The 24,409-nt window shown below is 60.8% G+C and carries 26 protein-coding genes; 13 read left to right on the top strand and 13 right to left on the bottom strand.

The genetic code is table 11. The annotated features are described in order from the left end of the window. Positions 1-82: 82 nt before the first annotated feature. The 9 genes from O5O48_RS10680 to O5O48_RS10640 all read right to left on the bottom strand — a co-directional run bounded on the left by O5O48_RS10680 (position 83) and on the right by O5O48_RS10640 (position 9,019). On the bottom strand, positions 83-1,552 hold the full coding sequence (locus O5O48_RS10680; protein WP_269686981.1) for a sigma-54 dependent transcriptional regulator: 1,470 nt from the start codon (positions 1,550-1,552) through the stop codon (positions 83-85). A gap of 277 nt (positions 1,553-1,829) precedes the next feature. Continuing rightward, complete coding sequence (locus O5O48_RS10675) at positions 1,830-2,126, bottom strand: flagellar protein FliT (protein ID WP_160003124.1); 297 nt, start codon at positions 2,124-2,126, stop codon at positions 1,830-1,832. Positions 2,127-2,136: 10 nt separating this feature from the next. Continuing rightward, positions 2,137-2,520: a flagellar export chaperone FliS gene (gene fliS / locus O5O48_RS10670; protein WP_269686980.1), complete on the bottom strand. Its 384-nt coding sequence runs from the start codon at positions 2,518-2,520 to the stop codon at positions 2,137-2,139. Positions 2,521-2,654: 134 nt separating this feature from the next. Further along, positions 2,655-3,023 (bottom strand): flagellar export chaperone FliS, encoded by a 369-nt coding sequence (gene fliS, locus O5O48_RS10665; RefSeq protein ID WP_269686979.1) that lies wholly within the window; start codon positions 3,021-3,023, stop codon positions 2,655-2,657. A gap of 2 nt (positions 3,024-3,025) precedes the next feature. Further along, positions 3,026-4,477 carry a flagellar filament capping protein FliD gene (fliD, locus tag O5O48_RS10660; RefSeq protein WP_269686978.1) on the bottom strand — a complete coding sequence of 484 codons (1,452 nt, stop codon included), beginning with the start codon at positions 4,475-4,477 and terminating at the stop codon, positions 3,026-3,028. Positions 4,478-4,575: 98 nt separating this feature from the next. Continuing rightward, positions 4,576-4,980 carry a flagellar protein FlaG gene (locus O5O48_RS10655; RefSeq protein ID WP_269686977.1) on the bottom strand — a complete coding sequence of 135 codons (405 nt, stop codon included), beginning with the start codon at positions 4,978-4,980 and terminating at the stop codon, positions 4,576-4,578. A 74-nt stretch (positions 4,981-5,054) separates the two neighbouring features. Further along, the gene (locus tag O5O48_RS10650) at positions 5,055-6,626 is read right to left on the bottom strand and encodes a flagellin N-terminal helical domain-containing protein (RefSeq protein ID WP_269686976.1); all 1,572 of its coding nucleotides are present in this window, start codon (positions 6,624-6,626) and stop codon (positions 5,055-5,057) included. A 15-nt stretch (positions 6,627-6,641) separates the two neighbouring features. After that, positions 6,642-6,845: a hypothetical protein gene (locus tag O5O48_RS10645; RefSeq protein ID WP_269686975.1), complete on the bottom strand. Its 204-nt coding sequence runs from the start codon at positions 6,843-6,845 to the stop codon at positions 6,642-6,644. 293 nt (positions 6,846-7,138) lie between these two features. After that, entirely contained in the window at positions 7,139-9,019 is a 1,881-nt protein-coding gene (locus O5O48_RS10640; RefSeq protein ID WP_269686974.1) for a flagellin N-terminal helical domain-containing protein, read from the bottom strand. A gap of 259 nt (positions 9,020-9,278) precedes the next feature. On the opposite strand from O5O48_RS10640, the gene O5O48_RS10635 reads away from it, so the two are divergent. Beyond that, a complete protein-coding gene (locus tag O5O48_RS10635; RefSeq protein ID WP_269686973.1) occupies positions 9,279-10,145 on the top strand; it encodes an alpha/beta fold hydrolase in 867 nt (288 codons plus the stop codon). A 206-nt stretch (positions 10,146-10,351) separates the two neighbouring features. On the opposite strand, the gene O5O48_RS10630 is transcribed toward O5O48_RS10635, so the two are convergent. Next, positions 10,352-11,200: an SDR family NAD(P)-dependent oxidoreductase gene (locus O5O48_RS10630; protein WP_088273551.1), complete on the bottom strand. Its 849-nt coding sequence runs from the start codon at positions 11,198-11,200 to the stop codon at positions 10,352-10,354. 216 nt (positions 11,201-11,416) lie between these two features. Here O5O48_RS10630 and O5O48_RS10625 point away from each other — a divergent pair, with 216 nt between their 5' ends. Further along, positions 11,417-12,673 (top strand): substrate-binding periplasmic protein, encoded by a 1,257-nt coding sequence (locus O5O48_RS10625; protein WP_269686972.1) that lies wholly within the window; start codon positions 11,417-11,419, stop codon positions 12,671-12,673. Continuing rightward, a complete protein-coding gene (locus O5O48_RS10620) occupies positions 12,670-13,092 on the top strand; it encodes a PA0061/PA0062 family lipoprotein (protein ID WP_269686971.1) in 423 nt (140 codons plus the stop codon). Before O5O48_RS10625 ends, O5O48_RS10620 begins: the two co-directional genes overlap by 4 nt. On the opposite strand, the gene O5O48_RS10615 is transcribed toward O5O48_RS10620, so the two are convergent. Then, complete coding sequence (locus O5O48_RS10615) at positions 13,093-13,884, bottom strand: hydroxypyruvate isomerase family protein (protein ID WP_269686970.1); 792 nt, start codon at positions 13,882-13,884, stop codon at positions 13,093-13,095. Positions 13,885-14,048: 164 nt separating this feature from the next. Between O5O48_RS10615 and O5O48_RS10610 the strand changes: the two genes are divergently transcribed. From O5O48_RS10610 to phnE, 4 genes are read left to right on the top strand one after another with little or no spacing between them, the layout of a single operon-like run. After that, a complete protein-coding gene (locus O5O48_RS10610) occupies positions 14,049-14,918 on the top strand; it encodes a putative selenate ABC transporter substrate-binding protein (RefSeq protein WP_269686969.1) in 870 nt (289 codons plus the stop codon). Next, complete coding sequence (locus O5O48_RS10605; RefSeq protein ID WP_269686968.1) at positions 14,915-15,718, top strand: phosphonate ABC transporter ATP-binding protein; 804 nt, start codon at positions 14,915-14,917, stop codon at positions 15,716-15,718. Before O5O48_RS10610 ends, O5O48_RS10605 begins: the two co-directional genes overlap by 4 nt. Next, positions 15,715-16,551 carry a PhnE/PtxC family ABC transporter permease gene (locus tag O5O48_RS10600; RefSeq protein ID WP_088273545.1) on the top strand — a complete coding sequence of 279 codons (837 nt, stop codon included), beginning with the start codon at positions 15,715-15,717 and terminating at the stop codon, positions 16,549-16,551. The genes O5O48_RS10605 and O5O48_RS10600 overlap by 4 nt, the downstream gene beginning before the upstream one ends. Continuing rightward, positions 16,548-17,312, top strand: a complete 765-nt coding sequence (gene phnE, locus O5O48_RS10595; RefSeq protein WP_269686967.1) for a phosphonate ABC transporter, permease protein PhnE — start codon at positions 16,548-16,550, stop codon at positions 17,310-17,312. The genes O5O48_RS10600 and phnE overlap by 4 nt, the downstream gene beginning before the upstream one ends. A gap of 129 nt (positions 17,313-17,441) precedes the next feature. On the opposite strand, the gene O5O48_RS10590 is transcribed toward phnE, so the two are convergent. Then, a complete protein-coding gene (locus O5O48_RS10590) occupies positions 17,442-17,744 on the bottom strand; it encodes a DUF2288 domain-containing protein (protein ID WP_269686966.1) in 303 nt (100 codons plus the stop codon). 306 nt (positions 17,745-18,050) lie between these two features. On the opposite strand from O5O48_RS10590, the gene O5O48_RS10585 reads away from it, so the two are divergent. The 5 genes from O5O48_RS10585 to O5O48_RS10565 all read left to right on the top strand — a co-directional run bounded on the left by O5O48_RS10585 (position 18,051) and on the right by O5O48_RS10565 (position 22,951). Continuing rightward, positions 18,051-19,178 carry a branched-chain amino acid ABC transporter substrate-binding protein gene (locus O5O48_RS10585; RefSeq protein WP_088273543.1) on the top strand — a complete coding sequence of 376 codons (1,128 nt, stop codon included), beginning with the start codon at positions 18,051-18,053 and terminating at the stop codon, positions 19,176-19,178. A gap of 111 nt (positions 19,179-19,289) precedes the next feature. Beyond that, positions 19,290-20,216 carry a high-affinity branched-chain amino acid ABC transporter permease LivH gene (livH, locus tag O5O48_RS10580; RefSeq protein WP_228247201.1) on the top strand — a complete coding sequence of 309 codons (927 nt, stop codon included), beginning with the start codon at positions 19,290-19,292 and terminating at the stop codon, positions 20,214-20,216. Then, the gene (locus O5O48_RS10575) at positions 20,216-21,472 is read left to right on the top strand and encodes a high-affinity branched-chain amino acid ABC transporter permease LivM (RefSeq protein WP_269688689.1); all 1,257 of its coding nucleotides are present in this window, start codon (positions 20,216-20,218) and stop codon (positions 21,470-21,472) included. Before livH ends, O5O48_RS10575 begins: the two co-directional genes overlap by 1 nt. Further along, positions 21,469-22,236 (top strand): high-affinity branched-chain amino acid ABC transporter ATP-binding protein LivG, encoded by a 768-nt coding sequence (gene livG / locus O5O48_RS10570; RefSeq protein WP_088273542.1) that lies wholly within the window; start codon positions 21,469-21,471, stop codon positions 22,234-22,236. Before O5O48_RS10575 ends, livG begins: the two co-directional genes overlap by 4 nt. Positions 22,237-22,249: 13 nt before the next feature. Further along, positions 22,250-22,951 carry an ABC transporter ATP-binding protein gene (locus O5O48_RS10565; protein ID WP_228247199.1) on the top strand — a complete coding sequence of 234 codons (702 nt, stop codon included), beginning with the start codon at positions 22,250-22,252 and terminating at the stop codon, positions 22,949-22,951. A 26-nt stretch (positions 22,952-22,977) separates the two neighbouring features. On the opposite strand, the gene O5O48_RS10560 is transcribed toward O5O48_RS10565, so the two are convergent. Further along, complete coding sequence (locus tag O5O48_RS10560; protein ID WP_269686965.1) at positions 22,978-23,619, bottom strand: hypothetical protein; 642 nt, start codon at positions 23,617-23,619, stop codon at positions 22,978-22,980. A gap of 154 nt (positions 23,620-23,773) precedes the next feature. Between O5O48_RS10560 and O5O48_RS10555 the strand changes: the two genes are divergently transcribed. After that, a complete protein-coding gene (locus O5O48_RS10555; RefSeq protein ID WP_088273539.1) occupies positions 23,774-24,337 on the top strand; it encodes an OmpA family protein in 564 nt (187 codons plus the stop codon). The last annotated feature ends 72 nt before the right edge of the window (positions 24,338-24,409 follow it).

The raw sequence follows: 24,409 nt of genomic DNA, 5'->3' as shown, positions 1-24,409 counted from the left end.
CAGGGATCTCACAGCAAGCCTTATGCCAATACAGAAAAAGACTTAAAAATCAAAAACCTAAAAAACACCAAACCCGAGAGCGTCAGTCTTCTGACGAGTCAGTACCGCGATTCAGACCGTACTTGCGCATCTTCTCAACCAGCGTGGTACGGCGAATGCGCAGGCGTTCAGCCGCACGGGCAACCACCCCGCTGCATTCGTCCAGGGCCTGTTGGATCAGCGTTTGCTCAAGACCTGCCAGGTATTCCTTGAGGTCCAGCCCCTCGGGCGGCAGGAATGCCGGGCTGTCGAGCCCGACCAGACCATTGAACGCATCGCTGCGCTCGTCTTCGGTCTCGCGCAGCTGGCGCAGGTCATCCTGATCATCCTCGACATAGCGAAACTTGCGCGGCAGCTCGCCCACGCCAATCACCCCATGGGGATGCATGATCGCCATACGTTCTACCAGGTTGGCCAGCTCCCGCACGTTACCCGGCCAATCATGCTGACACAGCGACAGGATGGCCGAGGTACTGAACCGGATCGAGCCACGCTTCTCGGTCTCGAGGCGGGTAATCAGCTCGTTCAGCAGCAGCGGCAAGTCTTCGATACGCTCGCGCATGGCGGGCATATCGATGGGGAACACGTTAAGGCGGTAATAGAGGTCCTCACGGAAGGTACCCTCTTCGATCATCTGCTCCAGATTCTTGTGCGTCGCTGCAATCACCCGCACGTCGGCGCTTTGCACCTTGTTGCTGCCTACACGCTCGAAGGTACGCTCCTGCAGCACCCGCAGCAGTTTCACCTGCATCGGCAGCGGCATGTCCCCTATCTCGTCAAGAAACAGGGTTCCACCCTGAGCCAGCTCGAAACGCCCCGCCCGGCTGGTAATGGCGCCGGTGAAGGCGCCCTTCTCGTGTCCGAACAGTTCGCTTTCCAGCAACTCGGCCGGAATGGCTCCGCAGTTGACAGGCACGAACGGCGCGTCCTTACGGCGCGAATGGTAATGCAGGTTACGGGCGACCACTTCCTTGCCCGTCCCCGATTCACCCAGAATCAGTACCGTGGCCTCGGTGTCAGCCACCTGCTGCATCATCTGACGCACAGACTGAATTGAACGGCTGGTGCCCACCAGGCTACGAAACAGGTTGGGTTCGCGCTGGCGCTGGCGGTTGGCGTTTACCTCAAACACCTCACGATAGACCTGCGCGCGGTGCAGGGCATCGAGCAGATGGTTGTAACTGAGCGGCGGTTCCATGACCGCCAGCAGACGCTGCTTGAGATGATCAGGCCAACTGCTCGACTGGGTCGGGTCGAGCAGAATAACCGGCAGATTCTCATCCCACTTGTCGAGCTGCCCCAACAGCGCGGGCAAGCCCTGCTCCAGCTCGCAGCGACCGAGAATCACGCACTTGATTTCGCGCGCAGACTCGACCTGCTCGGTCACAACCTGCAACCAACCGGCGCTGTCGGCAATGATCGCATCTTCCCCGAGAAACTCCAGAATGACACTCAGATCGTGACGACTCTGAGCAGAATCATCAATCAGCAGGATATGACTGTTTGGCAGCATAGACGGGGCGCTATTCCTGTTAGCAGGCGGGAGCGGCTCGCAACACCATGATGGCGCTGCGCCACACTCTGTTATGGTCGGTTACTGTAGTCAGAAACGACTATCGAGTCAAATAGTTGGCGCGCCTTTGTCGGCACGAAAATCACAGTCAAATGTTATGAGCCAAGGTTGGCTGCTCCACCGTCCGCCGATGGTCACGCAAGTCATCAGACAGCAACACGCCTGACCCTCCGTTGCTGCATAAGCGGCATCGGAAAACAGCCAGCCCCCAGTCCGACTAGCGGAACATCTGATACACCTTCGCGCCCTGCCGCCCGCGTTGCAACCCCTGCAACTCTTCGGCAATCTTGCCCTGGACGGCCTGACACAGCGCCACGACCTCGCGGTAGGTTTCACTCAACTCCTCAAGCGTGGAAGCAACCTGCAGATCATCACGCGCAGGATCCTCCATGGCGACACGCACCTGCTCGCGGCAGGCCTTGTCCAGCTCGCCAACCTGCTGCCAGTCACCCGCCTGAACAGCGGCAATCAGCGACGCGTGGGTTTCCTGCAGTTTTTCCACGGCATTGGCCATGCTTGAGTCCTCACGATTGGCGGATGCCGTCCCAGCCGGCCTTGACCTCACGAAGCAGGTCGGCCACCTCATCCAGCATAGATACGTCGTTCTTCAGGTTGGCCTGTGTCAGGCGATCCTGCATGAAAGCATAAAGTCGATCCAGGTTGAGCGCCAGTTCTCCGCCCTTTTCAGCGTTAAGCGCATCGCGCAGACCGCCGATAATCCCCAGCGCCTTGCCGATCCGCTCGCCCTTGAGCGCAACGTTACCGTGCTGCATGGCGCCCTTGGCCTGGGCAATACGCTGCAGACCACCTTCCATCAGCATCTGAATCAAGCGGTGCGGATCAGCTTCGCTGACCTGCGCGTTGACGTTGACGGTCTGGTACTGCTTCATTGCTGCGTAGGCGTTCATCTGCAAAATCCTGCGTTGCTGTGGCACATGACCCTGTATCGGCTAGCAGGCAGAAAGCTGAAGCACCTTTTACATAAAAAAACCGGCCCACCAGGGCCGGTCTGTTACCCACAAATCGCCTTTAACGCCGTCAATCACGCCGGCTCGATGGCATCCCAGGCTTCCTTGATTTCACCCAACAGCAGGATTACTTCATCCAGTGAGCGCGGCGTGTCATCCAGCGCCACACCCGCCAGCTTGCGGGTCATGTAGTCATACAGCGCATCCAGGTTTTCGGCGATTTCGCCGCCCATGTCCTTGTCCAGCGAGGCCTGCAGCGCACCGATGATGCTAAGGGTGCTGCTGACCGCCACACCGCGGCGCTCGGGATTGCCGATCGACTGGGCATGGCGTGCGAGCTTGAGGCGCTCGATGGCGCCGGCCAGCAACAACTGCACCGCGCGATACTGCGATACTTCCTGGGAAACCTTGACCTGTTTGTAGGTATCAATCGGATTGGCCATGCTTACTGTTTCTCCCTTACGACGCCAGGCAGGTTAGCCAGCTGGCCTGCTAGATAGGTACTGGTGTTCGACAAATTCGCCACCAGGGTGTCCATTGCGTTGAACTGCGCCAGCAGACGCGACTCCAGACTCACAAGCCGGGTGTTGAGCCGCTCGCGCTGATCATCGATGTCCGACAGGGTGTTCTGCAGCGAGTTGTTGCGGGTATCGATGATCCCGCCATCTTTTGCATACGGATCAATTTTGTTGTTGAGCCGCATCATCAGGCCATCATCACCGGCAAGGAAATTACCGATCGCCGCAAAGTTGTCTTCCAGAGCGGCATCCAGCTTCTCTGTATCAATACTCAGCGACCCGTCACGCTCCGTACGAATCCCCAGATCCGCCAGAATCCGGATACTGCCCTCACCAGCGCTCGCCATTTCGCTGCGCAGACCGGAGAGCACCGAGCGCACCGACGCATCACCGACCAGCGCTGCCGCCAGTGGCTGACTATCATCCCCACCTACCTCGGTAACCGACGTCAGTGAGTTGGTCGTCGACATCATCTTGTTGTAGGCATCAACGAAGGACTGTAACGATTTTTTGACACCGGCCTTGTCCGCGCCAACAGCGAGGCTGACTGTGTTTGCCGCGTCCAGTTCTTCCTGAGTCTGGGCCTTCTTCAGTGTAATCGTGACGCCTTCGATTGCGTCATCAATGGTGTTGGTATCACTCGATATAGTGATGCCATCAATGGCTATGCTGGCGTCGCGGGCATAGGAAATCACCTTGGGCTCGCGGAGATCCGCGGGCTCTACCGGCTCAAAGTCAGTGGTTGCAGGGGGTGTAAATGCCAACACACTCAGATCACCGGTATCCCCGGCATCGGTGCTGACAGTCACGCTGACATCGTTACCGGTACCCGAGGCAGATGAACTGAGCACCAGGCGCGAGCCGCCCATACCGCTGGGATCGGTCACGATGGTGGCACTGATACCACTATCCTTGCCCGCCGCATTGATCGCATCGCGGATACCGGTCAGGCTGTTGTTGTTCTCGCTGACGTCGATACTGAAAGACTTGTCTCCGGCAGCAATCGTCATGGTTCCGGTGCCGATTTCTGCTGCCGGATCATCAACTCCCCTGAGCGCAACCTTGCTGGTCTGCGCCAGGTTGAACACCTGCACGCTGTAGTTCCCGGCACCCGCCTTGGAGTCCGCCTTGACGGAAAACAGGTTGCTATCGCCGCTGGTTGCCGTGCGCTTTTCGTACGTGTCTGGCGAGCTGAGATTCTTGAGGGTGTCCTGAAAGGTAGACAGAGCACCGCGGAAAGACCCAAGTGCAGTGAACTTTTCCGTCGTCGCTTTCTCGAGACGATTCAGCTGAGCCGTCTTGGGCGCGCCCTCGGCGTTAACCAGCGCGCTGACAATATTGCTGATATCCAGGCCGGAGCCAATACCGGTGATAGCCATAATCCTTACCTCGCGACCGTTTTCTGACGGTTCGCTTGCCGAAAAGAAGGTTCCGGTCTATCAGGCAAGTTGCGTGCCAGCAAAACCGGCAAGCAGAGTCAGGCCTCTGCTTCGAACAGCACGCTGCGGATTTCCGAGAGGTTCTCGGCCAGGCGCAACGCCTCTTCCGAGGGAATCTGGCGAATCACGTCGCCACTGGTTGCCTCGGTAACATTAATCACCACCCGGCCGCTATCTTCATCAAGGTTGAAATTGATGTCTCGGCGAACCGACTGGACAAAACCCTGTATATCCGACACCGCCGCCTGCAATTTCTCGCGCTCGGCTTCGGGTGACTGGCCGACCGCGGAACGGGTCTGGGTAGCCACTGGCTCGGATGAGGAGGAACGATTCTGTGCAGCATCCATCTGCTTGATCTGGCTCACGCCAGCACCCGCTTCCACCGCAGCTGCGCTGTTGGCAGGACGGGTCACTTCAAACGGTTTGATAACACCCATATCCATGGTGCTTACCTCGCAACGGACAAAGCGGGGAGAAGGCCAATGCCCTCCCCCCGCATATTACCCCTGATCGTTTCTTAGCCCAAGAGGCTCAGAACCGCCTGAGGCAGCTGGTTGGCCTGGGCCAGGATCGCAGTGCCCGCCTGCTGCAGGATCTGGTTCTTGGTCAGGTTTGCAGTTTCAGCAGCGTAGTCGGTGTCCTGGATACGGCCGCGGGCAGCGGAAGCATTTTCGGATACGTTCTGCAGGTTGCTGATGGTCGAATCGAAGCGGTTCTGAATCGCACCGAGGGAGGCACGAGTCACGTCCACTTCCTGCAGCGCAGCGTCAATGGTTGCGATCGCAGCCTGAGCGCCGTCAACAGTGGTGATGTCGATCTTCTCAACCGAGTTGGCAGCCTGAGCGCCTTCATCAACACCGGCGGCAGTAGCGCCAGTGGTGAAGCCCAGGTTTGCTACACCACCAACGTTGCCGGTGGTGTCAGTGATGGTGATGTCGGCAGTAGAACCTGTATCGGTAGTAACGAACTGCAGCTTACCTTCGCTGACAGTGGCGCGAACTTCCCCTTTCAGACCTGCGTCAGCCGCAATCTTCTGGTTAATATTGTCGGCCAGAGATTCCAGAGTGGTGTAAGTGCCAGCATCAATGGAGATGGTCGATGCAGTGCCACCGTTTACAGCGATATCGAACTGATTATTGCCGACAACTGCAGCAGTCGTCGCTGTACCCAGCACGTTGGCACCACCGACGTCGGTAGCATCACCGGCGGTACCATCAACGACATCCAAAGCAAGCGCGTTGAAGTTACCACCACCGTCCGCGTCTTCAGTCAGAACCAGGGCACCGGAGGTCCCATCAAAGGTTGCAGTGGCGCTAATACCCGCAGCGGTCAGAGCGTTGTTAACAGTGGTCAAGTTGTTGGCAGCTGACGCATCGTTCAGGGTGATGTCTGCCGTTGTGTTGGTTCCATCAGTGATCGCGAAGGTTACCGGAGCACCACTCAAGTCCCCGTCCAGATCGACGGTACCCGTGTACACAGATGCAGAACCTGCAACCGCCGCAGACCCGGCAGCAATAGTCAGCGAAGTCGGCGCAGCGCCGGCAGTCAGCGATGCCTTGGTGGCATCACGGCTGGCAGTGGTGCCCAGATCAGTGGTACGGAAGCTACCGATCTTGACACTGATGGTTTCGTTGGCCTGAGCGCCAACCTGGATGTTTTCGGCAAAACCACCGTCGAACAGCGACTTGCTGCCGAACTTGGTAGTGGTGGAGATACGATCCAGCTCGTTTTTCAGCTGTACGACTTCGTCGTTCAGAGCCTTGCGTTCTGCATCGCCGTTACCGCCGTTGGCGGACTGCAGGGCCAGATCACGCATACGCTGCAGGATGTTGGTGGACTCCTGCAGGGCGCCTTCAGCGGTCTGCGCCAGAGAGATACCATCGTTGGCGTTTTTGACGGCTACGCTCAGACCGTTGATCTGACTGGTCAGACGGTTGGAGATTTGCAGACCTGCGGCGTCGTCTTTGGCGCTGTTGATGCGCGAACCGGAGGACAGACGCTCCAGGGAAGTAGCCAGACTGCTGGAGGAAGAACCCAGGTTACGCTGGGCGTTCAGGGAAGCTACGTTCGTGTTGACTGTAAGAGCCATGATAAGTACCTCGACCTAGTGATGTTTGCCTGAGCTTGCGACCCGCGGGCCGGCTTTGCCCAGGCACCCATTGAGTTCGCATTCGATTACTGTATCGGCGCTTTTCAAGCGACCTTTAGGCTTTTTTGCAATCTTTTTTTCTGCTTTGCCATCAATGGCCTGGGCCATCTCGGCGCTGTTCGACAGGGAGCTGTCAAAAACCCAGCGCCACAACTGCATCAAAGCTGTTACCTATATCGTTCGTACTAAGCCAATCTTTAGCCGTATTTCAGCCAATCCATGGCCGTTCGTCGGTCGGCGCAGTCGTTGACCGCGCAGCGCAACGAGAAACGGACGCGACATGTCGCGTCCCTACGGCGTGCGGAGGATTTGGCGGCGTCTGGTGGAGAACGCCGCAGGCTTCTCCACCAGACGGCCTTGAGGTCAACACCAGGCACAGCACAGAGAGAAGCCACAGCGGAGAACGCGTTGCGCGTCTCCACCCTACCCGGCAGAGCTCTGCGAAGGCGCCCTTAGCCGAGCAGACTCAGCACCGCCTGCGGCAGCTGATTGGCTTGGGCGAGAATCGCCGTGCCGGCCTGCTGCAGAATCTGGTTCTTGGTCAGATTGGCGGTTTCTGTGGCATAGTCTGTGTCCTGAATACGGCCGCGGGCGGCGGAAGCATTCTCGGCGACGTTCTGCAGATTGCTGATGGTCGAATCAAAGCGGTTCTGGATCGCACCAAGCGAGGCACGGGTAACGTCGATTTCACTCAACGCCGCGTCAATGGTGCTGATTGCCGCCTGGGCGCCCGCTGCGGTGGTGATATCCAACTGCTCCACCGAGGCATCACGCGCGCCCTCGTCCAACCCGCTGGCGGTTGCGCCATCGGTAAAACCGAGGTCAGTCAAACCGCTGTTGCCAGCCAACGCGCCCAAGGTAATGGTGGCGTCGGTGCCTTTGTCGGTGGTGACAAACTGCAACTTGCCTTCGCTGACCGTGGCGCGCACCTCACCGACCAGGGTCGCGTTACTGGCGATCTGCTGGTTGATGTTGTCGGCCAGCGATTCCAGCGTGGTGTAGTTGGCCTGATCGATATTGATGGTCTGTGCAGAACCACTACCAACAGCGATCGTAAAGCCTCCTACGTCACTGCCCGTACCCGTCGTATTCGTACGCCCCGCACCGAATACCTCGTCAGCGGAATCGCCGGATACCGTGAGAGCCTCACCGGCAAACGCACCTGTCTGCTGCAAGCTGAGCACACCGCCAGATTCGGAAACCATGACTCGACCAGCCAAACCACCGCCATCAATCTGACTCTGAATAGCCTGAGCCATAGTCGCGGCGCTGGCGTAGTTCTGATCCAACGTAATTGACTGCGACGTACCACCCAGATCAATAGACAAACTACCGGGACCACCGTCGGCAGTGACGATGCCCGGCGAACCAATAAAGGTGCCGAAGATTCCGCCAACCGCAAACTCGCTGGTTGGCGTCGGACTGAGCATTCTGAAGCCTAAGCGCCCGTCACCATTGTCAAACGCCTCAAGAGTTACACCGCCCGGACCATAATCGAGTAGCAGCTGCGCGTTAACAGCGTCAGCCAGGTCCGTCACCGTGTTATAGGTGCCCTGAGGAACCGAGATATCCTGAACCACCGCTGGCCCCGGAAACGGCACGGCATAGGATTGAGCAGTCATCGTATCGTTGGAGTTATCGATGGTGATCGAACCTGCGAATACGGTAGAACCGACAAACTCAGCGGTAGCGGGGTTGCCATAGCTGGTCTCTGCAACCCCAACACCCTGAACCGATGCCGCAGTCCCGCCTGCCGCTACCGTCAAACTCGCCGGCGCACTCCCTGCCACCAACGACGCTGCAGTCGCATCGCGCGAGCCCTTGGTGCCCAGATCAGTGGTACGGAAGCTGTCGATTTTGACGCTGATGGTTTCATTGGCCTGCGCGCCAACCTGAATATTTTCCGAAAAGCTGCCGTCGAACAGCGATTTGCTGCCGAACTTGGTGGTCGTCGAGATACGGTCCAGCTCGTTCTTCAGCTGTACCATTTCATCGTTCAGCGCCTTGCGCTCGGAGTCGCCGTTGCCGCCGTTGGCCGATTGCAGGGCCAGATCGCGCATGCGCTGCAGAATGCTGGTGGACTCCTGCAGTGCGCCTTCAGCGGTCTGCGCCAACGAGATGCCGTCGTTAGCGTTCTTGACCGCCACGCCCAGGCCATTGATCTGGCTGGTCAGGCGGTTGGATATCTGCAGACCTGCCGCGTCGTCTTTCGCGCTATTGATACGCGAACCGGACGACAATCGCTCCAGCGACGTCTGCAAGCTGCTAGACGAACTACCTAGATTACGCTGCGCGTTCAACGACGCGACGTTGGTATTGACGGTCAAGGCCATGGCATGACTCTCAGTGAAGACCGACTGCGAAATGATGGTAGCGCCGGCCCTGTTCATTAGCCGACGCACCGCCCCCATGCCAGCATTTCGGCACTACCGAAAAAAACTTTAGGCCGGCGTCAAACCACCAGCAGATGACACCCCGATGAACACAGACAAACGGCACCCCGATGCAACCCGCCTGTCATCTGACTGGGGTTAGCTGTGAGCACCCCGGTCGTCGCCCTGCGTCGGCAAGCCCACTGATATCGAGGTGCCCATGTACGCTGAGAAAGCTGTTGTTCGCGTGCACCGTGATTTGAAGGTGCACACCTGGTTTTACCCCAACCCGGCCAGCGACACGACCATCATTCTGGTCAACGGCTCGCTGGCGACCAGCGCCGCCTTCGGCCAGACGCTGCGCTATCTGCAGCCGCTGTGCAACGTCGTGTTATTCGACCAGCCCTACAGCGGTCACTCACGCCCGCACAATCCGTCGCTGCCGTTGATAGGCAAGGAAGATGAAGCACTGATTCTGCTGGACCTGATTGAGCACTTTCGGGCCGACCAGGTGATGTCGTTCTCGTGGGGAGGCGTGGCGACCATGCTGGCACTGGCGCAGCGGCCGGCGCGTGTTCGGCGGGCCGTCGTCACATCCTTCTCGCCAATACTCAACCCGCACATGCAGGACTACCTGAGCCGCGGCAGGATGCACCTGGCAGCCTGCGACCGCCAGGCCGTCGCCATGCTGATCAACGACACGATCGGCGAGTACCTGCCGCCGCTATACAAGCGCTGCAACTTCCGCCATGTCAGCAGCCTGGAGGAACACGAGTACAGCCAGATGCTGTTTCACGTGCGTCAGGTGCTGGAGCTGGATGCCGGGCAATACATGAGCTGTGTGCGCAACATCGATATACCGCTGCTGTTTATCAATGGCGCCTGGGACAAGTACACCAGCGCAGAAGACGCACGCTGTTTCGGCGAGTTGGCGAGCGATGCGCGTTTTGTCAGCATTGCGCATACCGGGCACTTTCTGGAGATGGAGCACAAGACGGCGCTGCAGGACACGCGCGCGGCGGTAGCAGGATTTGTGCTGGGCGATACGGCCGGCGCCGACAGACAGAAACTGGCGCTGGCTGGCTGAACTCCGGGACGGCCGAGTTCCAACTCGGCCATAGCGCGGCATTCCTGCCTGCTGGTCGAGCGGGCGCTCGACCTTCCCGGAAACCGCCTGCCCTGACGCTGTTGTATGACGCCGAGCTCCCGCCAGCGTAGGGACGCGACATGTCGCGTCCGCAAGTGCACCATGTCCAGGCCTGCCGCATGACCTGGATCTGCTGCATCAGAGCTTTACGGATTCAGCGAGTCGAATACCGTCTGCTCGTTGTCAGCCGCCTGAGCGCGCAGAGCGATCAGTTGCTTGATCTTGCGGTGCGGGAAGACATAGAACTGGTTGGCCTCCACCGCCTTGACGGTCATTTCAGCTACGTCAGACGCCTGAATCCTGCCTTTGGCAACCGCAGCCTTGGTCATCTCGGCACGCTTGAGTGCCGTTTCACTGAGGGCAACGGTATCAGCCTTGTCCGCCGGACGGTTACGCTGAGAGTCGGAAATACCGGTGGGGAAAAACGCCGGGCAAAGGCAGGTCACGCCGACATTGGCGCCAATGTCCTGCAGATCCAGCGCCAGGGTTTCGGAAAGCGCTACCACCGAGTGCTTGCTGACGTTGTAGACCGCCATGTTGGGGCCATTGAGCCAGCCTGCAGCAGAGGCGGTATTGACGATGTGACCCTCGCCCTGCTCCAGCATGATCGGGGTGAACACCTTGACGCCCCAGATCACGCCATAGACGTTCACACCCATCACCCACTCCCAGTCGTCCGGGGTGTTTTCCCAGGCGGCGCCACCGACGCTGACGCCAGCGTTATTGAACAGCAGGTGAGCGCCACCAAAGCGCGACTTGCACAGATCGGCCAGCGCCTGCACCTGTTCCAGCTTGGAGACATCCAGCCGCATGGTGGCGGATTCGGTACCCGGCGCCGCTTCCTCAACCAGGCGCACGGTTTCCTGCATGCCGCGCTCATCCACATCGCCGAGCACCAGCTTCATGCCGCGTGCCGCGCAGCACAGCGCCAGCTCGCGGCCGAGACCGCTACCACCACCCGTGATTACCGCTACCTTGCCCTGAAGGTCCTGCATGCCGTGTCTCCTCGTAAAATGCACTACATCGCTTATGCGCAGACTTGCTGGTAATAAGTTGTCTGAATAGGATGCGCCGGGCGGCAACGTTCGACCAGCGCTATCGGTCTGCTTGATCAGGCAGCAGCAACCGGGTTTATCGAAATATGTCAGACCGCCGATAAGTCCGCCGATTTAACCTATAGTTGCCTTGAAACTCGACAGGGACCTTCGACGATGTCGCGTGTATTGATGCTGTCACTGCTGCTTATGCTGGCCTGCACTGCACAGGCTGGAAGCATTCGCCTGAACACTGACATCTTCCCCCCCTACCAGGTGCGCGAAGGAGACCGTCTGACCGGCAGCTCTGTCCGAGCTCTGGAATGCATATTCGACAGCATGCAGGTCGAGTACGACATCCGGGTCCTGCCGTGGGAACGCGCCATCCAGGAGGTCAGTGCCGGCAAGGCCGACGGCTTCTTCTCGGCGACCAGAATGAACCGCGCCAGCAATTTTGCGGTCCTGTCTGCACCACTGGCACTGGAAAAATGGTACTGGTTCAGCAACAGCCCTACCCGCCCGCCGAGCATAGGAAAGGCATCAAGCCTGAGGATCGCCGGTATCCGCGGGAGCAACGAGGTGGAGTGGCTGCAGCAGCATGGTTATCGCGTTGACCCGCTGGTGAGCAACACCGGGCAACTGCTGCAATTGCTGCAGCGCGGCCGTATTGATGCCTTTCTTGCTGATCAGCAGACCCTGCGAATCGAACTGACCCGGGCGCCCACAACGCTGCGCCCGGCCTACGCCCACTTTCAGCAATACACGACCCTCGGCGTCTACTTCTCCAATCGCTATGTCGATGCCCATCCTGGCTTCATAGAACAATTCAATGATCGGGTATTCGGCTGCCTGCCGGAATTTGGCGTGCTGACTGCGGGGGAGCGCCAGCGCCTGCAAAGCCTTTACGAAAACCTGTTTGCGCAATGGCGGCAGGACTCTGCATTAATATCTGCAGTGCGGGAACAGAACCGCAGGCACCAAGAGCTATCAATCCAGGCAATCGAACAGCTGGACAGGCAATGGTTGGCGGAGCAGCACCTGCCCGCAGATCAGCGCCCGCTGACGACCAGCGTGCTGAACACGGTGCTGTCGGACTGGCTACGGAACATCCAGTCCGGCCAGAACGGAGCCATCAGCGAGCTGATAGTGACCGACCAGCACGGCCTAAACGTGGCGATCAGCGACCTGACGACCGATTACTGGCAGGGCGACGAAACCAAGTTCGTCGAGCCATTCTTTTCAGACCAGCCGTACATGAGTACGCTCGACTATGACCAGTCCACCCGGCGCTTTCAGGTTCACCTCAGTACCGGCATACGTGACCCGCTGACGAACAGCGTCATTGGCGTACTGATCATTGGACTGGATGTCGAAAAGGCCCTGCGTATGGATGACCTGCTGTTTCCTCAACCACTGACTGCAACAGGCCCATGAAGACGATCCGTGTACTTCCTTGCGCACTGCTGCTCATCGGCTGCGCCTCAGCGCCCCTGCCGCCACTGGCACAAGACAGAGCCCGCATCACCCTTGACCCTGACGTGGGCAGCCTGGCCCAGGCCTACCGACTGGATGGCGAGCCGCAGCGCAGCCTGCGCTTCGACGATCTCAGCACAGGGCCGCACGAGCTGCAGGTACGCTATGACTTCGAGACGCCTTCCGCAGGCGCGGTGCCAGGAGTAATGAGCAGCGGCCGGGGCACCTGCATCATGGCCATCAGTCATGACTTCGCCCCAGGCCGCCATTATCGCCTTGAACTGGCCCGTCGCGGCTGGCGACCGGCCGGCTGGTTATATGATGATCGCGGCAACCTGCTGACAAGAGCGCGTGAGGTTCGCTGCGGCCCCGGTGTCTGATCAGCCAACCCAGCCGGCCGAACGCCAGTTGTCCAGCCAGCGCAGGGCATCAGCCGGGTCTGGGCGGTATTCGGCCGCCAGCCAGCCGCGGTAGTCTGCCAATGCCAGCGCCTGCATCGCCTCGGCAAAATCAATATCCCCCGTGCCGGGAGCGCCGCGCCCCGGCGCGTCGGCAAACTGAACGTGGCCGATACGACCAGCCAGGCGGTCTATCGCAACAGGCAGGCTCTCGCCCATGCGGACCATGTGATACAGATCCAGCTGGGCGGCCACATTGGCATGCGCCACGCGGTCCATCAGGTCGACCAGCTCCGCTGAGCCGGCAATCAGAAAACCGGGCATATCGAGCCGATTGATTGCCTCACAGCAAACACCAATGCCCAGACCGGCGAAGCCGTCGGCCGCCAGCCGCAGATTGTCCGCCAGGCACGCCAGGGCAGCCTCCCGCTCAACGCCTTCAACCAGCCGCCCAGGCAGCACATTGACACGCTCGGGTCTGACTACTTCGGCATAACGCAGCGCCTGCTCCAGCGCCCGAGCGAAGGCCGGCCGACGCTCAGGTACTGCCGCGAGCCCCGCGCCGCCTTCCATCAGGTCACCGGCCGGCAGGTTGATCAGTACCAGCGGCAGCGCCAGGCGCTCCAGCTCGGCTCTGAGCGCTGCGGCTTCCAGCACATAGGGGAACTGGATCTCGACACCGGAAAAACCTGCGTCACGGGCAGCATCGACCCTCTCGGGCAAGGGCAGATCGGCAAACAGCAGGGACAGGTTGGCAGCGACGGGCCAGCGCATGGAGTGCCTCCACAAAAAGCCAGCAGTGTAATGGATGCCAGACAGAATGGGAGCACAGCACGGCAGCACTTCGCCTCGCTGCATTTTTTCACTACACTTCGCACACGCCGTACCGGGCCAACAACGCTCGGCACGAGTAATCCGCTATTGAACCGGAGAAAAACATGTTCCCACGTCGTCGCCCCGCCGCGCTGCTGGCAGGCCTTTGCCTGTCTGTCGCTACCCTGTTCTCTGCCGCTGTCAGTGCTGAAACAACTGAGCTTCGTGTCTCCGCCATCCCGGATGAGGCGCCCACCGAGCTGCTGCGCAAGTTCGAACCTCTCGGTCAATACCTACAGGAACAGCTGGGTATTCCAGTCGTATTCCAGCCGGTCTCCGATTATGCCGGCGTGGTTGAAGCGCTTGGTGCCAAGCGTCTGGATATGGCGTGGCTGGGAGGTTTTACCTTCGTTCAGGCCAAGCTGCGCACCGGCAACGCCATCCCGCTGGTTCAGCGCGAGCAGGATGAAGTGTTTACCAGCACCTTCATCACCGCCGACCCACAGGTAAACAGCCACGCTGACCTCAAGGGCAAGAGCTTCGCCTTCGGCTCGGTGTCCTCGACCTCCGGGCACCTGATGCCCCGCTACTTCCTGCAGCAGGACGGCATCGATCCTGACACCTTTTTCAGCCGTGTCGGTTTCTCCGGCGCCCATGACGCCACTGTCGCCTGGGTCGAATCCGGCAAGGTCGACGCCGGCGTGCTGAACTCCTCGGTCTGGGAAAAGCTGCTGGAAGAGAACAAGGTCGACACCAGCAAGGTGCGCGTCTACACCACAACGCCAACCTACTACGACTACAACTGGACCGTGCGTGGCGACCTGGAGCCTGAACTGGTCGAGCGCATCCGTGCGGCCTTCCTGGCGCTGGACCCGGCCAACCCGGCGCATAAGGCGATCCTTGACCTGCAACGAGCCTCGCGCTTTGTGCCGACCAGCGCCGAAAACTACATCGGCATTGAAGAGGCCGCCCGCTCCGCGGGTCTGCTGGAGTGAGTATCCGGCTGTCCGGGGTGGACTATGTTCACCCCAACGGCCAGACCGCACTGCACGGCATTGACCTGACCCTGAACCCGGGTGAGCAGGTTGCCATCATCGGACCCTCCGGCGCGGGCAAGACGACCTTGCTGCGCCTGTTGGCGACCAGCCTGTTGCCCAGCAGTGGCGAACTGAGTCTGCTGAACCGCCAGCCTGCCCGGCTGGGTTCCGGCGACCTGCGCCGACTGCGCAGCCGTATCGGTCTGATCCACCAGAGCCCGCCGTTGCCGCCGCGCCAGCGCGTCGTCACTGCGGTGCTCGCCGGCCGCCTGGGCCAGTGGTCACTCGCCCGCGCACTGGTTTCGTTGTGCTACCCGCTGGATATCCCGGGTGCTCGACAGGAGCTGGCTCGGCTGGATCTCGGCGACCGCCTGTTTGACCGGTGCGACCAGCTATCAGGTGGGCAGCAGCAGCGGGTCGGGATTGCCCGCACGCTGTACCAGCGTCCGGACCTGCTGCTGGCCGACGAGCCGGTTTCGGCGATGGATCCGGTACTGGCCGACCACACCCTGAGTCTGCTGGGTGAAGTAGCCCGTGAACGACAGCTGCCGCTGGTGGCCAGCCTGCATGCGGTCGATCTCGCGCTCAAGCACTTCCCGCGGATTCTCGGGTTGCGCGCAGGCCGAATCCTGTTTGACAAGCCGGCAGGCGAGGTCAGCGAGCAGGACCTGACGGCGCTGTATGCCAACGAAAGCCTGACCGCCCGCCAGTCCGAGCCTGCCAATCCGGCAATTGCCCGGCCGGTCCGTTGTCTGTGAACAGGCCTTCAACCCACTGGCGCGAGCGCGACCCGGCCGCCCTGCCCCGCGCCCTGCTGACCGCGATACTGCTTCTACTCCTGTGGCCGGGCCTGCAACTGACCGAGTTTCGTCCCCAGAATCTGTTCAGCGGTGACAACCTGAACACCATGGGCCGCTTCCTGAGCGGCTTCTGGCCACCGGCCAGCGACGCCGAATTTCTGCATCTGCTGGCTCGTGCGACGCTGGAAACCCTCGCCATGGCCACAGCCGGCATGGCACTGGCACTGATTCTGGCAATCCCCGCGGCTCTGGCAGCCACCCGGGCGCTGTCGGTTTCCACCCTGCTGAGCGGGCGAGCGCACTGGCTCGGCCGGCTGCTGCGCTACCCGGTGCGGATGCTGCTGATCGTACTGCGCAGCATTCCCGAGATCGTTTGGGCATTGCTGTTCGTGCGGGCCGTAGGCCTGGGCCCAACCGCCGGCGTACTGGCCATTGCCATTACCTACAGCGGCATGCTCGGCAAGGTCTACGCCGAGATACTCGAGTCGGTGGATCAGGCCCCCGCTCGGGCACTGCTGCAGAGCGGTAGCTCGCGCATCGCCGCCTTCTTTTATGGTCTGCTGCCAAATGCAGCACAGGAGCTGACATCCTATAGCCTGTACCGCTGGGAGTGTGCAGTGCGGGCCTCGGTGGTAATGGGTTTTGTCGGTGCCGGCGGACTGGGCCAGATGATTGACCTGTCGATTCGCATGTTTGCCGGTGGCGAGGTGGTGAGCATCCTGCTGACCTTCCTGCTGCTGGTGCTGGTTGCAGACCAGATCAGCCTTTACCTGCGCCGGAGGCTGGCATGAAGCGTACGCTGCTCAACGCACTGACCCTGACGCTCCTTTGCGCCGCGGTCGCCGCGTCATTTATCTGGCTGCAACTGGATTTCAGTTCTCTGGTTACCGTGGATGGTCGCGAGCAGATGGCCCGCTATGTGGCGGCGTTCTTCCCACCCAACACCAGCCCGGCCTGGCTGGCCAAGCTTTGGCAAGGCGCATTGGAGACACTGGCCATCTCGGCGATCGGGACGCTGCTGGCTGCACTGTTCGGCGCCGCCCTGAGTCTGCTGGCGGCCGGGCGAATGGGCACTCTTGCGCGCAGCCTCTGTCGCCTGTTGCTCAATGCGCTACGCTCGGTACCGGAGCTGGTCTGGGCAGCCTTGATGGTGCTGGCCGCCGGGCTCGGCCCCTTTGCCGGCACCCTGGCACTGGCGCTGCACACCACCGGCGTGCTGGGCCGCCTGTTTGCCGAGGCGCTGGAGAACACCCCGACCGCGCCTGCGACCGCGCTGCGCGAGGCGGGAGCCGGACGCATTGTTGCCTTCCTCTATGGAACGCTGCCGGGCGTGTTGCCGCAGTGGCTGTCCTATACGTTGTATCGCTGGGAAAACAACATCCGCATGGCGGCTGTGCTTGGCTTTGTCGGTGCCGGCGGTCTGGGCCAGATGCTGCACGTCACCCTCAGTCTGTTCCAGCAGTCCAAGGCATCCAGTGTCATCATCGCCATGCTGGCGATGGTGCTGCTGGTCGATGCCCTCAGCGGCTGGTTGCGGGCAAGATTGGGTTAGACGGTAAGACCGGGGCCGCTCGGACGCGACATGTCGCGTCCCTGCCTCTCGGTGTGGTCGGCGCCTGTACCTGTGCCAACGCGCCATTGACACAGGGCCACGACATGTCGTGGCCGCAGCGTCCAACGCTCAGCCAGTCCGCTCCTGCACCAGCACCCAGGGCCGGATCACCACGGCCCAAAGCGTATCCGGGTTGCGTTCGGCCCAATCAGCGGCGCAGCTGTCGGTCGCAACCTGCAGCTGTCCGGCATCCATCCAGCCCTTGATGGCTTCGCTGTTGTCATCCATCATCGCCGCCGCAACCTGAACCAGATCCAGTGCCGCATCAACCGCAAGCAGGTCGCCACGGGCAAAATGCGGCTCCAGCACTTTCCACTCGATCTGCGCTGTCGCGCCGAGAATGGCCGCGTAGGCCTCATCCGATACCGTCATAATTGCTCGCGCTCCCTATGGTTTCAGCCGCTGAATACTAATGAGCTGAGACGTGAACGCAAGTCTGCTGCCCGCCCTGATGGGGCAAATACGCCAAAAATGACTATTCTAAGAGCGGAGATGTCGCCATACAGACAGAATATTTCAGTTTGCGGACATCGGTTTATTTTTTGCACACCCCAGATTCCATTGCCTGCAGGACGATTGCTAAACTGCGCCGGTACAGTTCCGAACCGATGTTCCGGCAGCACGACATCACTGGCGTAACACCCCTTTTCGGCATAACAACACAAGTGAGCAGATGACATGAAAATGGCACACAAGAAAGCACTTTCCCGGATGATCGCCGCCGCGGCGCTGGCTGGCGCCAGCACCTGTGCAGTCGCAGCGGACACCATCAAGATCGCCCTGGCCGGTCCGGTTACCGGCCCCGTCGCCCAGTACGGCGACATGCAGTTCATCGGCGCCAAAATGGCCATTGAGCAGATCAACCAGGCAGGCGGCGTCAACGGTGCCCAGCTGGAAGGTGTGGTATTTGACGATGCGTGCGATCCCAAACAGGCCGTTGCGGTCGCCAACCGGATTGTCAACGAGGGTATCAGCTTTGTTGTCGGCCACCTCTGCTCCAGCTCTACCCAGCCCGCTTCCGACATCTACGAGGAAGAAGGCATCCTGATGATCACCGCGGCCTCCACCAGCCCGGACATCACCGACCGCGGCTACCAGATGGTGTTCCGTACCATCGGTCTGGACAGCCTGCAGGGCCCGACCGCCGGCAACTTTATCGTCGAGCAGATCAAACCGCAGAAAGTCGCCGTCATCCACGACAAGCAGCAGTATGGTGAAGGTATCGCCACCGCCGTACGGGACGTGCTGCTGGCCAACGATGTTGAGGTGCCGGTCTTTGAAGGTATTACCGCTGGCGACAAGGACTTCTCCGCGCTGATCGCCAAGTTGCGCCAGGCCGGTGTCGATTTCGTCTACTACGGCGGCTACCACCCCGAACTGGGCCTGATCCTGCGTCAGGCTGGCGAGCAGGGCCTGGATGTTCGCTTCATGGGTCCGGAAGGGGTTGGCAACACAGACATCTCCGCCATCGCCGGCGAATCCTCCGAAGGCCTGCTGGTTACCCTGCCCAAAGCCTTTGACCAGGATCCCAAGAACGCCCATCTGGTCGAGGCGTTCAAGGCCAAGAACGAGGACCCGTCAGGTCCGTTCGTATTCCCGGCCTATGCCGCCGTTCAGGTCATTGCCGACGGCATCAAGATCGCCGACAGCACCGACACCGAAGCCGTCGCCGAAGCACTGCGCAGCAACAGCTTCGAAACCCCCACCGGCACTCTCAGCTTCGATGAAAAGGGCGACCTGAAGAACTTCAACTTCGTCGTCTATGAGTGGCACGCTGACGCCAGCAAGACCGCACTGACCGAGTAATCGACCCGCAACGGGCCTGTTCAACCATACGTTGGCAGGCCCGCTTTTTATTGTCGAACGCACAGCTGTGCGGACCTGCACTGTTTCCCTTGCCCTTTCGGTGTCATGGCCATGCCAGAGTCCCTTTACTACCTTATCCAACAGCTGCTCAACGGTCTGACCGTCGGCAGCACCTACGCCCTGATCGCCATCGGCTACACCATGGTCTACGGCATCATCGGCATGATCAACTTCGCCCATGGCGAGGTGTACATGATCGGCAGCTATATCGCCTTTATCGTCATCGCCGCGCTGGCCATGTTCGGTATCGAGTCGGTGCCGGTGATGATTGTCGCTGCGTTTGCCATCAGCATGATGGTGACCAGCGCCTACGGCTACAGCATCGAGCGCGTCGCCTACCGCCCATTGCGCGGCGGCAACCGCCTGATTCCGCTGATTTCCGCTATCGGCATGTCGATCTTCCTGCAGAATCTGGTGCGTATCGCCCAGGGCTCGCGCGACATTGCCATGCCGACCATGATCAGCGGTGGCATTGATATCGGCCCGCAGGACGGATTCCACGCCACCCTGTCCTACATGCAGATGATTATCTTTGTAGTCACCCTGATCACCATGACCCTGCTCACCCTGTTCATCTCCCGCTCACGCATGGGCCGCGCCTGTCGCGCCTGCGCCGAGGATCTGAAGATGACCAACCTGCTGGGGATCAACACCAATGCCGTCATCGCCCTGACCTTCGTCATCGGCGCCGCGCTGGCTGCCGTTGCCGGCGTACTGCTGGGCATGTACTACGGCGTGATCAATCCCTACATCGGCTTCATGGCCGGTCTCAAGGCGTTCACCGCAGCGGTTCTGGGCGGTATCGGCAGTATCCCGGGGGCTGTCCTCGGCGGTCTGCTGCTGGGCGTCACCGAGGCCATTACCGCCGGCTACTTCAGCACCGAATACAAGGATGTGGTCGCTTTCGGTCTGCTGATCCTGATTCTGCTGTTCCGTCCCAGTGGCATCCTCGGTCGTCCGGAGGTGGAGAAGGTATGATCCGTTCGAACCTGAAACCGGCGGTGATCTCAGCCGTTGTGGTTGCCATCCTCACCGGCCTGTTGCTGGGCGTGCGCCTAGATCAGCAGGGTACTACCCTCGGTCTGGTCGGTGCCGGCCCGGACGTGTACTGGAAGATCGCGGCAGCAGCCGCCTTCCTGTTTTTCTTCAACCTGTTCCGCGATCAACTCAGCGCCCTCTGGAAGGGCCTGCCAGGACTGCCGAAGGCGCCGCCGAAGCTGACCAGCCTCGGCGACAAGCCCGCACTGCGGCGGCTGTTCTGGTGCTTCATGATCGCCGCAGCGATCCTCTGGCCGTTCCTCTCCAACCGCGGCGGCACGGACCTGGGCACCCTGGTGCTGATCTACGTGATGCTGGGCCTGGGCCTGAACATCGTTGTGGGTCTGGCCGGTCTGCTGGATCTGGGCTACGTCGGCTTCTACGCGGTTGGCGCCTACGGCTACGCACTGATGGCGATGTATTTCGATGTCGGCTTCTGGACCGGCCTGGTCATCGCCGGTTGCCTGGCGGCCCTGTTCGGCTTTCTGCTGGGGTTCCCGGTGCTGCGCCTGCGCGGCGACTATCTGGCCATTGTGACGCTGGGTTTTGGCGAGATCATCCGCATCCTGCTGAACAACATGACCTGGCTGACCAACGGCCCGAACGGTATCGGCGGCATTCCCAAGCCCACCCTGTTTGGCCTGGAATTCAGCCGCCGTGCCAGCGAGGGCATGCAGAGCTTTCATGAGTTTGTCGGCATCAGCTACAACTCCGAGCACCGGGTAATCTTCCTCTACCTGCTGGCACTGCTGCTGGTACTGATCACCCTGTTCGTGATCAACCGCCTGCTGCGCATGCCGATCGGTCGCGCCTGGGAAGCCCTGCGCGAAGACGAGATCGCCTGCCGCGCACTGGGCATCAACCCGACCGCCGTCAAACTCGGCGCCTTCACCATCGGCGCCAGCTTCGCCGGTTTTGCCGGCTGCTTCTTCGCTGCGCGCCAGGGCTTTATCAGCCCGGAGTCGTTCACTTTCATCGAGTCCGCCATCATCCTCGCCATCGTGGTGCTGGGTGGCATGGGGTCACAGATCGGCGTCATTCTGGCGGCGATCATCATGACCATCCTGCCGGAGATGGCCCGCGAATTTGATGAATACCGCATGCTGCTGTTCGGCCTGATGATGGTCCTGATGATGGTCTGGCGTCCCCAGGGTCTGCTGCCGATGAGCCGTCCGCACATGGAGTTACGTACATGAGCCGCCCCCTTCTGGATGTATCGGGCCTGACCATGCGCTTCGGCGGCCTGCTGGCCGTTGACGGCGTTCACCTCAGCGTACAGCCCGGTCAGATCGTGTCGATGATCGGCCCCAACGGGGCCGGCAAGACCACCGTGTTCAACTGCCTGACCGGTTTCTACAAACCGAGTGGCGGCAAGATCGTGTTCGATGGCCGTGAAATCCAGGGCATGCCCGGCTTCAAGGTTGCCCGACGCGGCATGATCCGCACCTTCCAGCATGTGCGCCTGTTCAAGGAAATGACCGTGGTGGAAAACCTGCTGGTAGCGCAGCACCAGCATATGAACACCAACCTGCTGGCCGGCCTGTTCAAGACACCGGGCTATCGCCGCAGCGAGCAGGAAGCGATGGAGCGCGCCGCCTACTGGCTGGATCGAGTCGAGCTGCGCGAGTTTGCCAACCGCCCGGCCAACACCCTGGCCTATGGTCAGCAGCGCCGTCTGGAGATCGCCCGTTGCATGGTGACACAGCCCAAACTGCTGATGCTGGATGAGCCCGCAGCGGGTCTGAACCCGAAGGAAACCGACGATCTCAAGGCACTGATCAGCGAGCTGCGCGATGAGCACCAGATCACTGTGCTGCTGATCGAGCACGACATGAAGCTGGTGATGAGCATCTCCGACCACATCGTCGTGATCAACCAGGGCCGCCCGCTGGCCGCCGGCACCCCGGATGAGATCAAGCAGAATCCAGACGTCATCAAAGCCTATCTTGGCGAGACCTGAGGGAAAGCACCGCATGCTGTATATGAAGAACGTGTCGACCCACTACGGGAAGATTCAGGCGCTGCATGACGTCAACCTTGAGGTGCGTCGCGGCGAAATCGTTACCCTGATCGGCGCCAACGGCGCCGGCAAGACCACCCTGCTGATGACCCTGTGCGGCGACCCGCGAGCCACCACCGGCAGCATTCGCTACGAAGGCGACGAGCTGACCGGCATGACCACAGCCGAAATCATGCGCAAGGATATTGCCATCGTGCCGGAAGGGCGCCGCGTGTTCTCGCGCCTGACGGTTGAGGAAAACCTCAGCATGGGCGCCTTTTTCAGCGACAAGGAGACACGTCAGGTGCAGCTCGATACCGTGCTGACGCTGTTCCCGCGGCTGAAGGAACGTTACCAGCAACGGGCCGGCACCATGTCCGGCGGCGAGCAACAAATGCTGGCGATCGGCCGGGCACTGATGAGCAAACCGCGGCTGTTGCTGCTGGATGAGCCGTCACTGGGCCTGGCACCGATCATCATTCAGCAGATCTTCGATATCATCGAGCAACTGCGCCAACAGGGTGTCACCGTCTTCCTGGTTGAACAGAACGCCAACCAGGCGCTCAAACTGGCGGACCGTGGCTACGTGATGGAGCACGGCCATATCGTGCTGGAAGACACCGGCGAGGCGCTGCTGGCCAATCCGGATGTGCGCAAGGCCTACCTCGGCGGCTGATCTCGGCCAGCTCACTCCGCAGGCTATCAGGGCGCGATGATCGCCCCCTGATAGCCGCATCCGCGCTGCTGCTCGCCATTGACCGTCAGTGTTGCCCGCAGGTGAAAGTAATCACCGGTAACCGGATCCTGACAGGCCTGCGGATACAACCACAGCTCGACCTGATGATCCGACGGCGTGGCTGCATTCAGCGCGCCGACCGGCAACTGTTCAATCACCACCGAGCGCGCCGGATAAGTCAGATTTCCATCAGATCGCACCAGCCCTGCTGGCGACAGCCAGGCCTGCCAGGCAGGTTGATAGCCCAATGCGACCCACTGCGCGGAGTCCGCGCTGTCATCACTGCAACCACGTCCGTGCGACTGCATTCGCAGCACCTGCTCCGGGTGCAGCCGGCCATGCCGGTCAATCTCACCTATCAGATCGGTGAAGATGGCGATCTGCCCCGGCTGACTGGCCAATTGATAAATCCCGTCCAGCATCTGCGACTCTGTCAATGCCATGACCCGCTCACTCCCGCACTCACGCAGCACGAAGCCATCGGTGGTGCGCTCCAGCAAGCCACTGACGCGCTGCGGCTCGCCACTCCAGAAACCCTGCATCACGCTACAGCCACTCAAAAGCAGTGGCGCCAGCAGCGCCGCCCTACCCCAGCGAATCGGACTCAATCTGTGAACTCCTTTGCGTTAAGCGGACTCAGGTCTGAATCATGACATACGGGAGATCACAAACCAGCAAGCCAGTGGTAATCTGTGCCACATCAACCCGCTTGCGATACGCGCAAGCGCATTTGGTTCCCGACCCGCGTGTGGATAGATAACAATGAAGCTGCTTTCTGCCATTTCACTTGGAAGTGTTCTGCTCCTGCTGACCGCCTGCTCAAGCACCAAAGCGACTCCACCGCCACCTCCTGCACCAAAGCCGGTTACCCCCTGGACTCACCTGCACCTCGACGAACTGCGCGCCATCGCCGCCGAGGAGCGCTACGAACTTGAGCACGAGGGTGACAATGTGCGCCTGATCATTCCGGTCAATGGCAACTTCCACCCCAAGCGCACCCTGCTGCTGCCCTCCGGCCTGGTTCCACTGTCGCGGGTCGCGAAGCTGTTGCGCGGCGCCACCGACAGTCACATCCAGGTGACCGGCTACAGCGACAGCGTGGGCGACGACACCATCAACCAGCGCCTTAGCCTGGAACGCGCACAGGCGGTAGCCAGCGTACTGCAGCTCGGCGGCGTCAGCCGCAACAACATGGAGCTGATCAGCCTCGGCGAGGCCGACCCGCGGGCCGACAACGCCACCGCCGCCGGTCGCGAGCAAAACCGCCGTGTGGTCATCAATATAACCCCGCGGATCCCTGCCTCCAGCGTTGCCCTGGCGCCCTGAATCCGATCCGGGCGGGCCGCTGCGGCCCGCCCACTCCCGACCACCTGTGCCCTGCAGGTCGGATTCCTCTGC

The sequence above is a fragment of the Halopseudomonas sp. MFKK-1 genome, assembly GCF_027474385.1.
GTDB classification, from domain to species: domain Bacteria; phylum Pseudomonadota; class Gammaproteobacteria; order Pseudomonadales; family Pseudomonadaceae; genus Halopseudomonas; species Halopseudomonas aestusnigri.
Note: the sequence above shows the minus strand (reverse complement) of the source record. Positions and strands in the feature narration are given on the sequence as shown.

What these genes read in the sequence shown, in the direction of transcription:
- O5O48_RS10680 (WP_269686981.1), bottom strand. Translation starts at nt 1,552, where the DNA reads ATGCTGCCAAACAGTCATATCCTGCTGATTGATGATTCTGCTCAGAGT.
- O5O48_RS10675 (WP_160003124.1), bottom strand. Translation starts at nt 2,126, where the DNA reads ATGGCCAATGCCGTGGAAAAACTGCAGGAAACCCACGCGTCGCTGATT.
- fliS (WP_269686980.1), bottom strand. Translation starts at nt 2,520, where the DNA reads ATGAACGCCTACGCAGCAATGAAGCAGTACCAGACCGTCAACGTCAAC.
- fliS (WP_269686979.1), bottom strand. Translation starts at nt 3,023, where the DNA reads ATGGCCAATCCGATTGATACCTACAAACAGGTCAAGGTTTCCCAGGAA.
- fliD (WP_269686978.1), bottom strand. Translation starts at nt 4,477, where the DNA reads ATGGCTATCACCGGTATTGGCTCCGGCCTGGATATCAGCAATATTGTC.
- O5O48_RS10655 (WP_269686977.1), bottom strand. Translation starts at nt 4,980, where the DNA reads ATGGATATGGGTGTTATCAAACCGTTTGAAGTGACCCGTCCTGCCAAC.
- O5O48_RS10650 (WP_269686976.1), bottom strand. Translation starts at nt 6,626, where the DNA reads ATGGCTCTTACAGTCAACACGAACGTAGCTTCCCTGAACGCCCAGCGT.
- O5O48_RS10645 (WP_269686975.1), bottom strand. Translation starts at nt 6,845, where the DNA reads ATGCAGTTGTGGCGCTGGGTTTTTGACAGCTCCCTGTCGAACAGCGCC.
- O5O48_RS10640 (WP_269686974.1), bottom strand. Translation starts at nt 9,019, where the DNA reads ATGGCCTTGACCGTCAATACCAACGTCGCGTCGTTGAACGCGCAGCGT.
- O5O48_RS10635 (WP_269686973.1), top strand. Translation starts at nt 9,279, where the DNA reads ATGTACGCTGAGAAAGCTGTTGTTCGCGTGCACCGTGATTTGAAGGTG.
- O5O48_RS10630 (WP_088273551.1), bottom strand. Translation starts at nt 11,200, where the DNA reads ATGCAGGACCTTCAGGGCAAGGTAGCGGTAATCACGGGTGGTGGTAGC.
- O5O48_RS10625 (WP_269686972.1), top strand. Translation starts at nt 11,417, where the DNA reads ATGTCGCGTGTATTGATGCTGTCACTGCTGCTTATGCTGGCCTGCACT.
- O5O48_RS10620 (WP_269686971.1), top strand. Translation starts at nt 12,670, where the DNA reads ATGAAGACGATCCGTGTACTTCCTTGCGCACTGCTGCTCATCGGCTGC.
- O5O48_RS10615 (WP_269686970.1), bottom strand. Translation starts at nt 13,884, where the DNA reads ATGCGCTGGCCCGTCGCTGCCAACCTGTCCCTGCTGTTTGCCGATCTG.
- O5O48_RS10610 (WP_269686969.1), top strand. Translation starts at nt 14,049, where the DNA reads ATGTTCCCACGTCGTCGCCCCGCCGCGCTGCTGGCAGGCCTTTGCCTG.
- phnE (WP_269686967.1), top strand. Translation starts at nt 16,548, where the DNA reads ATGAAGCGTACGCTGCTCAACGCACTGACCCTGACGCTCCTTTGCGCC.
- O5O48_RS10590 (WP_269686966.1), bottom strand. Translation starts at nt 17,744, where the DNA reads ATGACGGTATCGGATGAGGCCTACGCGGCCATTCTCGGCGCGACAGCG.
- O5O48_RS10585 (WP_088273543.1), top strand. Translation starts at nt 18,051, where the DNA reads ATGAAAATGGCACACAAGAAAGCACTTTCCCGGATGATCGCCGCCGCG.
- livH (WP_228247201.1), top strand. Translation starts at nt 19,290, where the DNA reads ATGCCAGAGTCCCTTTACTACCTTATCCAACAGCTGCTCAACGGTCTG.
- livG (WP_088273542.1), top strand. Translation starts at nt 21,469, where the DNA reads ATGAGCCGCCCCCTTCTGGATGTATCGGGCCTGACCATGCGCTTCGGC.
- O5O48_RS10565 (WP_228247199.1), top strand. Translation starts at nt 22,250, where the DNA reads ATGCTGTATATGAAGAACGTGTCGACCCACTACGGGAAGATTCAGGCG.
- O5O48_RS10555 (WP_088273539.1), top strand. Translation starts at nt 23,774, where the DNA reads ATGAAGCTGCTTTCTGCCATTTCACTTGGAAGTGTTCTGCTCCTGCTG.